Source organism: Raineyella sp. W15-4, assembly GCF_033170155.1.
In the GTDB taxonomy this organism is placed as follows: domain Bacteria; phylum Actinomycetota; class Actinomycetes; order Propionibacteriales; family Propionibacteriaceae; genus Raineyella.
In genome coordinates, this window is sequence record NZ_CP137079.1 from 1,767,873 (window position 1) to 1,780,507 (window position 12,635).

Here is a 12,635-nt window from a genome sequence, read left to right on the forward strand (position 1 = left end):
ACCGATCGACGTCGAAGATCAGTCCAGTGGCCGGCGGGCAGCGCCCTTGTCGGCGGACTGCGCGAGCATGCCGAAGATCTTCAGCGCCTGGGAGACCTCGCGGCGCCGGTTCACCGGCGTCCACCCGGCCTCGTCGCGGGTGGCGCGGCGCGCGGCCAGCTCCTGGTCGGAGAGACGGACGTTGATCGTACGGTCCGGGATGGAGATCTCGATGATGTCGCCGTCCTCGATCAGCCCGATCGCTCCGCCCGAGGCCGCCTCCGGGGAGACGTGACCGATCGACAGGCCGGACGAGCCGCCGGAGAACCGCCCGTCGGTGATCAGGGCACACTTCGGGCCGAGCCCGATCCCCTTCAGGTAGGAGGTCGGGTAGAGCATCTCCTGCATGCCCGGGCCGCCCTTCGGGCCCTCGTAGCGGACCACCACCACGTCGCCGGCCTCGATCCGCCCGCCGAGGATCGCCTCGACGGCCTCCTCCTGGGACTCGGTGACCTTCGCCGGCCCGGAGAAGACCCACTGGTCCTCCGGCACCCCGGCGGTCTTCACCACGCAGCCGTCCTCGGCGATGTTGCCCTTGAGGATGGCCAGGCCACCATCGGTGGTGTACGCGTGCTCCACCGAGCGGATGCAGCCGCTCCGTGCATCGGTGTCCAGGCTCCGCCAGCGGTTGGTCGACGAGAACGGCACCGTGGTGCGGATGCCGCCCGGGGCGGCGTGGAACAGCTCGACCGCTTCGTCGGTGGCCTTCCCGCCACGGATGTCCCAGGCGTCCAGCCAGGTCGCCAGATCCGGGCTGTGCACTGCGTGGACCGACTCGTCCAGCAGGCCGGCCCGCGCGAACTCGCCCATGATGGCGGGGATGCCGCCGGCGCGGTGAACGTCCTCCATGTAGTAGTGGTGGGTGTTCGGCGCCACCTTGCAGATGCACGGAGTGTGCCGCGACAGCGCGTCGATGTCGTCCTGGTCGAAGTCCACCCCGGCCTGCTGGGCCGCGGCGAGCAGGTGCAGGATCGTGTTGGTCGACCCGCCCATGCCGATGTCGAGGGTCATCGCGTTGGCGAAGGCCTCCTTGGTGGCGATGTTGCGCGGCAGCACCGACTCGTCACCGTCCCGGTAGTAGCGGTTCGCCAGCTCGACCGCGAGCGCGCCGGCGCGCTCGAACAGTCCCTTGCGGGCGGCCGCGGTGGCCAGCGTCGACCCGTTGCCGGGCAGGGACAGGCCGATCACCTCGGTCAGGCAGTTCATCGAGTTCGCGGTGAACATGCCCGAACACGATCCACAGGTCGGGCAGGCCGACTCCTCGATCCGGACGATCTCGTCGTCGGTGACCGCCGGGTCGACCGAGGAGATCATCGCGTCGATCAGGTCGAGGCGGGTCTGGGCGGTGCCGTCGTCGTGGATGACCGCCTTGCCGGCCTCCATCGGGCCGCCGGAGACGAACACCGTGGGGATATTGAGGCGCAGCGCGGCGATCAGCATGCCCGGGGTGATCTTGTCGCAGTTGGAGATGCAGACCAGCGCGTCCGCCTTGTGCGCGTTGACCATGTACTCGACGGAGTCGGCGATCAGCTCCCGGCTGGGCAGGCTGTAGAGCATCCCGTCGTGGCCCATGGCGATGCCGTCGTCGACCGCGATGGTGTTGAACTCCCGCCCGACGCCGCCGGCCTCCTTGATGGCCTCGGCGACGAGACCGCCCATGTCCTTGAGATGGACGTGGCCAGGCACGAACTGCGTGAACGAGTTGGCGATGGCGATGATCGGCTTGCCGAAATCGTCGTTGGTCAGGCCGGTGGCGCGCCAGAGCGCGCGGGCGCCCGCCATGTTGCGACCGTGGGTCGTGGTGCGGGAACGCAGTTCGGGCATGAGTTCCTCCGTGAGAACCGTGGGGCCTCCCCAGCCTAGGCGCACGGGCCAGCCCCGGGTGACGTACGCCACCAAATGACCGGTCGGGCGGCGTTCGTCAGCGGGATCCGGCCCACCCCGACCGCGACACCGACCGCAGATGCCGCAGCACCACCGACACGGCCGCCAGTCCCGGCGCGGGAAGCTCCTGGAGCTGCAGCAGCGAACGGTGCGCCCGCTGGGCCGCGGCGGCGTTGTCCTGGATCCACTGCCGCAGCCGCTGGTCGACCTCTCCGCTGCCCGGCGTGCTGGCGATGACGGTGGCGGTGAGGGACTTCGCGGCGGCGTACACGTCGGCGCGGACGGCGCTGCGGGCCAGCGAGTCCCACAGTTCGTCGCGGGGCAGCGCGCTGATGCTGGTGAGCAGCCCGTCGATGTCGAACTGCTCGGTGACGGCGAAGTACAGCTCGGCCACGTCGGTGAGGTCCTCCTGCGCTCCCCTCGCGAGGTCGGTGATGTCCAGCAGGGCAAAGGCGTCGAGCAGCCCCTCCGTCCACCGGGCGAGATCCTCCGGCACCCCGGCGATGGTGAGTTCGGTGACGTTCGTCTCGAACCGTTCCCGCTCCGCGCCGTGCAGCAGTTCGTCCATCCGCTGTTCGAAGGCGGCCACGCCCGGACGGTAGCGGTCGATGTCCGCGCCCAGGGCGGAGTGGGCGGGCCGTTCCAGCAGGATCCACCGGGTCGCCCGGTCGAGCAGCCGACGGGACTCGCGGTGCAGCCGCGCCTGCACCGCGGTGCCGGCCACGTTGTCGAGTGCCTTCACCCGTTGCATGAACCGGTCGATGTCGAAGACCTCGCGGGCCAGCACCAGCGCCCGGGCGATCTCGGGCATGGTGGCGCCGGTCTCCTCCAGGGCGCGTTGGGCGAAGGTCATGCCGCCCAGGTTGACCACCGAGTTGGCGACGACGTTGGTGATGATCTCGCGTCGCAGCGGGTGGCTCTCGGGCAGCCGTGGGAACCGTTCCAGGATCTGGCGGGGGAAGTAGCTGCGCAGCTCATGGCTGAACCACGCCTCGTCCGGCAGGCCACTGGCGTTGATGTCCTGCTTGAGGGCCAGCTTGACGTACGCCAGCAGGATCGAGCGCTCCGGGCTGGTCAGCCCCTCGTTCGACTTCTCCCGGGCGTGCAGCTCGGCGTCCGTGGGCAGCGACTCGAGCTCCCGGTCCAGCAGCCCCCGGTCCTCCAGGTAGTGCAGCAGCCGCAGATAGGCGCCCAGCCGTTTGCCGCCCCGCTCCCGGGAGTGCCCGAGCAGCACGTTCTGGCTGTAGTTGTCCTCCAGGACCAGCCGGACGACCTCGTCCGACATCTCCCGCAGCAGCCGGTTGCGCTGCTTGTAGGTCAGTTCACCGATCTGGATCAGGCCGGTGAGCGGGATCTTGAGGTTCACCTCGTGGTCGGAGGTGTCGACCCCGGCCGAGTTGTCGATGGCGTCGGTGTTGAGATGGATGCCCCGGCGGGCGGCTTCGATCCGGCCGAGCTGGCTGAAGCCCAGATTGCCGCCCTCCCCCACGACCCGCACCCGCAGCTCGCTGCCGGTGATCCGGACCGGGTCGTTGGCCCGGTCGCCGATCTCGATGTCCGACTCGTCGGTCGCCTTGACGTAGGTGCCGATGCCGCCGTTCCACAGCAGATCCACCGGCGCCTGCAGCACCGCCCGGATCAGTTCGTGCGGCGACAGCTCGGTGACCCCGTCGGGGAGGCCGAGGGCAGCCCGGATCTGCTCGCTGACCGGGATGCTCTTGAGTGTACGGGAGAACACCCCGCCGCCGGCGGAGATCACCGCGCGGTCGTAGTCCTGCCAGGAGGACCGGCTGAGCTCGAACAGCCGCCGCCGCTCGGCCAGGGAGGCCGCCGCGTCGGGATCGGGATCCACGAAGATGTCGCGGTGGTCGAAGGCCGCCACCAACCGGATGTGCGCCGACAGCAGCATCCCGTTGCCGAAGACGTCGCCGGACATGTCGCCGATGCCGATGACGGTGAAGTCCTCGGCCTGGATGTCGCGGTCCAGCTCCCGGAAGTGCCGCTTCACCGACTCCCAGGCGCCCCGGGCGGTGATGCCCATCGCCTTGTGGTCGTAGCCGGTGGACCCCCCGGACGCGAAGGCGTCGTCCAGCCAGTAGGCGTACGTACGGGCGATCGCGTTGGCGATGTCGGAGAACCGGGCGGTCCCCTTGTCCGCCGCCACCACCAGGTAGGTGTCGTCGCCGTCGTGCCGGACGACCCGGGGCGGTGGGATCGCCGCGCCGTCGACGACGTTGTCGGTGAGGTCGAGCAGGGCTGCGACGAACAGTTGGTAGGCCTCCCGGCCCCTGGTCGCCCAGCCCTCCCGGTCCACCGCAGGATCCGGCAGCCCCTTGGGGTAGAAGCCGCCCTTCGCCCCGGTCGGCACGATCACCGCGTTCTTCACGATCTGGGCCTTCACCAGCCCGAGGATCTCGGTGCGGAAGTCCTCGCGTCGTCCCGACCAGCGCAGCCCGCCCCGGGCGACCTTGCCGAACCGCAGGTGGACGCCCTCGACCCGGGGGCTGTAGACCCAGATCTCGTACAGCGGATGCGGCAGCGGCATCCCGGGGATGGTCGCCGGGGCCAGCTTGAGGGCGACGGTCGGCTGGGTGGTCGAGGCGTCGTGCGGGGCCTCCCGGGCGCGCTGGTAGTAGTTGGTCCGCAGCGTCCCACGGATCACGCCGAGGTAGCGGCGCAGGATCCGGTCCTCCTCCAGCGAGGGCACCGCCCCGATCAGCGCGTCGAGTCGGGCGACGTCCTCGTCCTCGGCCTTGCGACGCTGCGGGCCGACGGTCCGTCCGCCGAACAGGTCGGGATCGAAGCGTACGCCGAAGAGTCGCACCAGCAGGGCGGCGATCTCGGGGTGCGCCAGCAGCACCGAGCGCAGGTAGCTCTGGGAGTAGGCGATGCCGATCTGGCGCAGGTAGCCGGTCACCGCCCGCAGGATGACGATCTGTCGCGAGGTGAGCCCGGCCAGCAGCACCAGCCCGTCCAGCTCGTCCGGCTCCGTCCGGCCCTCCCAGGCCGCGGCGAAGGCGTCCTGGAACCGTTCCCGGGTGTCCTCGCCCGCCCAGGTCGCGGCGCCGAGCGGGCGCAGGCCGAAGTCGTAGATGTGGAAGAGGGTGCCGTCGGAGCGCTCCAGGACGTACGGTCGCTCGCTGGTCACCTCGGTGCCGAGGTGGCTGAAGACCGGCAGGATGCCGCTGAGCGACAGCCAGCCGCGGCTGTACACCTTGAGTCGGCGTTCGTCGGCCGGGCTGGTCGGGGTGCGGTAGAGGTTGAGCCGCAGTTCGTCGGCGCCGATCCCTTCCAGTTCCCGCAGGTCGGCGGCGCCGACCCGGGGCGGGAAGACCTCCTTGTACGCGGTCGGGAAGCCGCCCCGGTAGGCCTCGGTGTAGAGATCGCCCAGCCCCTCGCCGAACTCCTCGATCATCGCCGCGCCGAGGTCCTCGTCCCAGTCCCGGGTGGCTTCGACGATCTGGCTCTCCAGGTCGTCCGGGTCGACCTCGGGGACCTGCCGGCCGGGCGCCATGTGCAGGATGAAGTGCAGCGTCGCCAGCGGCGATTCGGTGGCCCGGGTGGTGTAGTCCACCGTCTCGCCCTCGAGGCGCTCCCGCAGGATCCGCGAGACCTCCAGCCGGGCCGCGGTGTTGTAGCGGTCCCGGGGCAGGTAGACCAGGCAGGACATGAACCGGCCGAACGGGTCCCGGCCGAGGAACAGCCGGGTGCGGATCTGCTCGCGTAGCTGGACGATGGCCAGAGTGTTGCGGGTGAGTTCGGCCACATCGCAGCGGAACAGCTCGTCGCGGGGGTAGTTCTCCAGCTCGTTGAGCAGTGTCTTGCCGCTGTGCGAGTCGGGCGGGAACCCGGCGGCGTCGAGGACGGCGTTCACCTTGCCCATCAGGTAGGGCACCGTGGTCACCGACTCGTGGTAGGCGCTGGAGGTGAACAGCCCGACGAACCGGTGGCTGCCGGTCTCGGCACCGGCGGCGTCGTACGTCTTGACGACGATGAGGTCCATGAAGGCGCGCCGATGGACGGTGGCCCGGGTGTTGGCCTTGGTGACGAGCAGCGGGCCGGCGTCCCAGGCGGCCCGGGCCTCCACCGTGTCGAGGGGCAGCTCGGTCGCCCCTTCGGCCTGCCGCAGCACCCCGAGCCCGGTGCCGGGCACCGCCGCCGGGGCTCCGTCCTCGCCGACGCCGTACCGGACGTAGCCGAGGAAGACGAACTGGTCGGCCAGCAGCCACTCCAGCAGATCCGTCGCCACGGCCGCGTCGGCGCGGTCCGCGGCGGCCAGCGCGGACGTCTCGCGGGTCGCCTGCCGGGCGTGCTCGACCATCTCCGCCCAGTCGTCGTAGGCGCTGCGGATGTCGGTCAGGGTGGAGCGGACGCCGGCCTCCAGCTGCTGCAGTGCCTCGCGGTCGGTGGTGCGGACCACCTCGAAGTGCATCCAGGACTCGTCGAGGCCTGCGGTCGGCTCGGGACCGCGGGCGGCGACGTCGAGCAGGGTGCCGTCCGCGGCGCGTTCGACGGTCATCTGCGGATGGGTGACGAACCGGACGTTGGCGCCCGCCTCCATCAGCGCCGCCGACACCGAGTCCACCAGGAACGGCATGTCGTCGATGACGATCTGGACGACGGTGTTCCGGGTCCCCCAGCCGTCGGTCTCGACCGTCGGGGTGAACACCCGCACCCGGGTCTCGCCGAGGCGGCGTTGCGCGGCCAGCTGCCGGTGCGACAGGGCCGCCCCCAGCAGGTCCTCCGGCCGCAGGGTGGCCAGTGTCTCGGTGCTCAGGTCGCGCCAGAAGGCGCTGAGCAGCGCCAGCACCTCGTCCGGGTCCATCCCCTCGGCGCGTCCGGCGCCCGCGGCGAGCAGGGCATCGCGCTGCTCAAGAGACACGGCCATGTCCGCACCGACCTCCCTGTCGTGGGCGGCGCTCCGGCGTCCTCGGGTGGCCGGGCACCTCCTGGATGGCGGGGAGTCTACGCGGCCCGGCTCGCCGGCACCGGCGGAACCGCCGCGGACGCCTCCATCACCCTCCGGACGACGAGGGCGGCGATCTGCGGGTGGTCGGCCAGCACCTCGGCCACGGCCGCGCCCGCCCGCCCGGCCGCGGCACGGATCCGGTCGGCGAAGAAGCCCGGGGCGAGCAGATAGGGCACCACGGTCACCCGGCGTGCGCCCGACTCGCGAAGGGCCAGCACCGCTTCGGCGATGTCGGGGCCGGCACCGGCGGCGTACGCCACCCGGACCGGGACGCCGAGGGACTGGCTCAGCAGGTCGCCGGCCTGGCGGGTCTCGCTGCGCCCCACCGGATGGGACGTCCCGGCGGCCGCGAGGACCACCGCGACGGGCTCCGGGTCGACCGCCCGGACCCGGTCGGCCAGCGCCCGGACGACCTCCCCGGCCGGCCCCAGGTGCGGCGTCACCACCGGGGCGGGGCGGTCGGCACCGACGGTCCCGGCGCCCGCGGAGTGCGCCGGTCCGGTGGTCGGGCGCACCGCGTCCCTCCCGGCCAGACCGCGGGGGATGTCCACCAGCACGTGGTAGCCGGTCCCGAGCAGCAACGGCACGACGACATCGGCGGCGACACCGGTGGCGATGTCGGTGAAGGTGGGCTCGCCGGTCGACAGCCAGCCCACCTCCACCCGGGCCGACAGCCGGTCACCGACTGACCGGGCGATCGCCTGCACCACCGGCGCGGCGTCGGGATCCCGGCTGCCATGGGCGGCCAGGACGACCGTACTGTCGCCACCGGTCCCGTCCCGTGACGTCGGGAGCCCCGGCGCTCCGGGACGGTCCGGTGTCTCGAACGGTCCGCGCATTCGCCCGGCGGGTTCCGGATCACCCTCGCCGGCGACCGGCCCCCCGTCCGCCGGGTCGAGTGCGCGGGGCGTCATCAGATCACCCAGTCGGTGTCGTCGCCGCCGTCCGGGTCGGTGCTGACCACCATGCCCGCGGCGAGCGTGCCGGCCTGCTGCGGGTCGACCAGCAGGAACGCTCCGGTGTGCCGGGCCCGGGCGTACGGCTCGGTCGGCAGGTCGGCGGCCAGGTGCAGCCGCACCCGGCCGATGTCGTTGAGCTCCAGTCGCTCAGCGGCCCGGCCGACCAGGGTGTCGAGGTCCAGCTTGGCATCGATCGTCCGGACGATCGCCTGGACCGTACGGGCGCCGTTCTTCACCAGCACCCGGGCCCCCTCCACCAGCGGCCGCTCGGCCAGCCAGCAGACCAGCGCGTCGAGATCGCGGGTCGGCGCCGGCCGGTCCTCCGCCGCGGCGATCAGGTCACCGCGGGCGATGTCGATGTCGTCGGAGAGCCGCAGCGTCACCGACTGCGGGGCGAACGCCTCGTCGAGCTCCCGGTCGGCCAGGTCGATGCCGACCACCCGGGTGTGCCGTCCCGACGGCAGCACGACGACCTCGTCGCCGGGGCGGACAACCCCGCCGGCGATCCGGCCGGCGTAGCCGCGGTACTCGCGGTGCTGCTCGTCGAGCGCGCCGGACTGCGGGCGGATGACGTACTGCACCGGGAAGCGCAGCGGTTGGGTGCGTGGATCGTCACCGGACGGCAGCTCCTCCAGCACCTCCAGCAGGGCCGGCCCGTGATACCAGGTGGTGATCGAGGACCGGTCCGCGATGTTGTCGCCGACCAGGGCCGACACCGGGATGACGGTGACGTCGGTGAGGCCCAGGCCGTTGGCGACGTGACGGATGTCGATCTCGACGGCGCGGAAGGTCGCCTCGTCGTAGTCGACCAGGTCGATCTTGTTCACCGCGACGACGACGTGCGGGACGCGGAGCAGCGAGGCGACCGCGAGGTGGCGACGGGTCTGCTCGAGCACCCCGTGGCGGATGTCGACCAGCAGCACGATGACGTCGGCGGTGCTGGAGCCGGTCACCGTGTTGCGGGTGTACTGCACGTGACCGGGGCAGTCGGCCAGGATGAACGAGCGGCGCGGGGTGGCGAAGTAGCGGTAGGCCACGTCGATGGTGATGCCCTGCTCCCGTTCGGCGCGCAGGCCGTCGGTGAGCAGCGCGAGGTCCGCCCCGGTGAGGCCGCGTTCCCGGCTGACCCGCTCCACCGCGTCCATCTGGTCGGCCAGGATCGACTTGGTGTCGTGCAGCAACCGGCCTACCAGGGTCGACTTGCCGTCGTCCACCGAGCCGGCGGTGGCCAGGCGAAGCAGCGTGCTCATCAGAAGTAGCCTTCCTTCTTGCGGTCCTCCATGGCCGCCTCGGAGAGGCGGTCGTCGGCGCGGGTGGCGCCCCGTTCGGTCAGGGTGGTGGCGGCGACCTCGGCGATCACCCGGCCGACGGTGTCCGCGTCGGACTCCACCGCACCGGTGCACGACATGTCCCCGACGGTGCGGTAGCGCACCCGCTTGCGGACCACCGTCTCGCCCTCCCGGGGGCGGGAGACCGGCGAGTCGGCCAGCCACATGCCGTCGTGGCGGAAGACATCTCGCTGATGGGCGTAGTAGAGGCTGGGCAGTTCGATGTTCTCGCGCTCGATGTAGCGCCAGATCTCCAGCTCGGTCCAGTTGCTCAACGGGAACACCCGGACGTGCTCGCCGGGGCGGTGCCGGGCGTTGTAGAGGTCCCACAGCTCAGGGCGCTGATTACGGGGGTCCCACTGGCCGAACTCGTCGCGCAGGCTGACGATGCGTTCCTTGGCCCGGGCCTTCTCCTCGTCGCGGCGGCCGCCGCCGTAGACCGCGTCGAACCGGCCGGCGGCGATGGCGTCGAGCAGCGGCTGGGTCTGCAGCGGGTTGCGGGTCCCGTCGGCGCGCTCCACCAGTCGACCGTCGTCGATGTAGTCCTGCACCGTGGCGACCACCAGGGTCAGCCCGAGCCGCTCGACCGTACGGTCCCGGAAGTCGAGCACCTCGGGGAAGTTGTGCCCGGTGTCGACGTGCAGCACCGGGAACGGCACCTTTCCCGGCCAGAAGGCCTTGGCCGCGAGGTGCAGCATCACCACCGAGTCCTTGCCACCGCTGAACAGCAGCACCGGGCGCTCCAGTTCCGCGGTCACCTCGCGGAAGATGTGGATCGCCTCGCTCTCCAGCGTGTCGAGCTGGCTCAGCTCGTACGGGCGGGTCGGGGCGTCGTCGAGAGGGGTCACGAAGTCGGTGCTCACAGGTGGATCCCGCATTCAGTCTTGGCGAGGCCGGCCCAGCGGCCGGCCCGTGGATCTTCACCGGGTTCCACCCGGCGGGTACAGGGTTCGCAGCCGATCGACGGGTAGCCGTCGATCAGCAGCGGGTTGATCGGGACGCCGTGGCGGCCCGCGTAGTCGATCACGTCGTCGAAGGTCCAGGCGGCGAGCGGGTTCAGCTTCACCATCCGGTGGGTGTGGTCCCATTCGACCAGTTGGGCGTTGCGGCGCAGGGCGTTGTCCTCGCGACGCAGCCCGGTGACCCAGGCCTCGTAGCCGGCCAGCTCGCGGCCGAGCGGCTCGACCTTGCGCAGCGCACAGCACCGGCCGGGGTCACGGGCGAACAGGTCCTTGCCGTACTCGGCGTCCTGCTCGGCGACGGTCTGCCGGGGCAGCACATCGATGACATTGACCGGCAGGACGGTGGCGATCTCAGCGCGGGTGCCCAGGGTCTCGGCGAAGTGGTAGCCGGTCTCCAGGAACAGCACGTCGACGCCCGGGTGCAGGCTGGACACCAGGTGCGGCAGCACGGTGTCACCGGCCATCGAGCAGGCGACGGCCAGGGCGTCCCCGAACTCCTCGGCGGCCCAGGAGAGCACCTCCTCCGCGGTGGCGTCGGCGAATCGCCGGCCGGCCTCCTCGGCGATGGCCCGCAGCTCGTCCTCCGGGCGGCGGCGCCCCGGGCCGTGGCCGGCCGGCGCGGAATCGTACGGCCCCGGCCCGTCATCGACCGGAGCTGTGTTGGTGGACCCCGGCCCGTCACCGACCGGGGTCTGGGATGCGGTCGTCACAGGAACTCCTTGTCATCACTGCGTGCCACCCAGGCGGAGAAGCTCTCCCCGGCCAGGCGCTGGTCCAGGAAACGTCGAACCACGCGCTCAACGTAACCCGGAACGTCCTCCGCACCCACCTTGAGCCCACGCACCGTACGCCCCAGCCCGGCCTCCTCCCGGTCGCCGGAGGCGAGACCGCCGCCGAGGTGGACCTGGAACCCGAACTCCGAACCGCCCAGCAGTTGGCCCTTCAGGCCGATGTCGGCGGTCTGGATCCGGGCGCAGGAGTTCGGGCAGCCGTTGAGGTGCAGGCTGATCGGAGTGTCGATGTCGACCCCGGCGAAGCGTTGCTCGAGGTCGTCGATCACCCGTGCGGCCAGTCCCTTGGTCTCGACGAAGGCCAGCTTGCAGTACTCGATGCCGGTGCAGGCCATCGTCGAGCGGCGGAACGGGCTGGGCCGGGCGGTCAGTCCCACCGCCTCCATCGCGGTGACCAGTTCCTCCACCTTGTCCGGATCGACGTCGAGGACCAGCAGCTTCTGGTGCGGGGTGAAGCTGATCCGGCGGGAACCGGCCGCCTCGGCCAGCTTCGCGATCCGGGCCAGTCGGGTGCCGCCGATCCGGCCGACGGTGGGGGCGAAACCGACGTACTTGCGGCCGTCCTTCTGGTCGTGGATGCCGACGTGGTCGCCGGAGGTCCCGTCGGGGATCGGGGCGGGGCCGTCCGGCAGGGCGCGGTGCAGGTACTCCTCCTCCAGGACCCGGCGGAACTTCTCCGCACCCCAGTCGGCGACCAGGAACTTCAGCCGGGCCTTGTTGCGCAGCCGGCGGTAGCCGTAGTCGCGGAAGATCGAGATCACGCCGGCCCACACCTCGGCCGCCTCTTCGGGGCGGACGAACACCCCGAGGCGCTCGGCGAACCGTGGCGCCGTGGACAGCCCGCCGCCGACCCACAGGTCGTAGCCGGCGCCGAGCTCCGGGTGGCGTACGCCGACGAAGGAGATGTCGTTGATCTCGTGGACGACGTCGAGGCTGGGGTGGCCGGTGATGGCGGTCTTGAACTTGCGGGGGAGGTTGGTGAACGCCCCGGTGTTGATGTATTTGTCGCGGAGCTCCTCGATCAGCGGGGTGGGATCGATGATCTCGTCGGCCGCGATGCCGGCGACCGGGCTGCCGAGGAAGGCCCGCGGGGTGTCGCCGCAGGCGGTGATGGTGTCCAGGCCGACCTCGTCGAGCCGGCGCCAGATCTCCGGCACGTCCTCGATCCGGATCCAGTGGAACTGGATGTTCTGCCGGTCGGTGATGTCCAGGCTGTCTCGGGCGAGGTCCTGCGAGATCGACGCGATGGTCCGCACCTGGTCGGTGCTGAGGATCCGGCCGTCGACCCGGATCCGCTGCATGAAGTAGCGGGACGACAGCTCGGCATCGGTGAGTTTGCCGGTGCGGGTGGCGTCGAGGGTCTGGTCGCGCTGGGTGTAGAGGCCCCACCAGCGCATCCGCCCGTAGAGGTCGTCGGCGGGGATGGAGTCGAAGCCCTCGGTGGCGTACGTCTCCAGGATCCGGGCCCGGACGTTGAGGCCGTCGTCCGCGGCCTTGAACACCTCGTTGGGGTTGAGCGGCGTACGGCCGTCGACGGCCCACTGACCGTTGGACCGATCCTTCTTGGGGCCGCGGACGCGCTCCCCCACGGGTGCGGGACCGGGGCTGGTCGTGGTGGTCGTACGGTCGTAGGACACGGGGTCTCCTCGGCTTCGGGGCAGGTCGTCACCGCCACGCCCGGCTCGGCGGACGCGTACCGGGGC

The 12,635-nt window shown here is 71.3% G+C and carries 7 protein-coding genes; all 7 read right to left on the minus strand.

From position 1 onward, the window contains the following. Positions 1-18: 18 nt before the first annotated feature. A complete protein-coding gene (ilvD, locus tag R0145_RS08280) occupies positions 19-1,863 on the minus strand; it encodes a dihydroxy-acid dehydratase (protein ID WP_317839892.1) in 1,845 nt (614 codons plus the stop codon). Positions 1,864-1,960: 97 nt separating this feature from the next. After that, positions 1,961-6,811: an NAD-glutamate dehydrogenase gene (locus R0145_RS08285; protein WP_317839894.1), complete on the minus strand. Its 4,851-nt coding sequence runs from the start codon at positions 6,809-6,811 to the stop codon at positions 1,961-1,963. Between the two features lie 77 nt (positions 6,812-6,888). Further along, positions 6,889-7,806 (minus strand): sirohydrochlorin chelatase, encoded by a 918-nt coding sequence (locus R0145_RS08290; RefSeq protein WP_317839895.1) that lies wholly within the window; start codon positions 7,804-7,806, stop codon positions 6,889-6,891. Continuing rightward, entirely contained in the window at positions 7,806-9,101 is a 1,296-nt protein-coding gene (locus R0145_RS08295; RefSeq protein ID WP_317839897.1) for a sulfate adenylyltransferase subunit 1, read from the minus strand. Before R0145_RS08295 ends, R0145_RS08290 begins: the two co-directional genes overlap by 1 nt. Then, positions 9,101-10,057 (minus strand): sulfate adenylyltransferase subunit CysD, encoded by a 957-nt coding sequence (gene cysD, locus R0145_RS08300; RefSeq protein WP_317839898.1) that lies wholly within the window; start codon positions 10,055-10,057, stop codon positions 9,101-9,103. Before cysD ends, R0145_RS08295 begins: the two co-directional genes overlap by 1 nt. Then, on the minus strand, positions 10,039-10,716 hold the full coding sequence (locus R0145_RS08305) for a phosphoadenylyl-sulfate reductase (protein ID WP_317840190.1): 678 nt from the start codon (positions 10,714-10,716) through the stop codon (positions 10,039-10,041). Before R0145_RS08305 ends, cysD begins: the two co-directional genes overlap by 19 nt. A 131-nt stretch (positions 10,717-10,847) precedes the next feature. After that, entirely contained in the window at positions 10,848-12,569 is a 1,722-nt protein-coding gene (locus R0145_RS08310) for a nitrite/sulfite reductase (protein ID WP_317839899.1), read from the minus strand. Positions 12,570-12,635 lie beyond the last annotated feature (66 nt).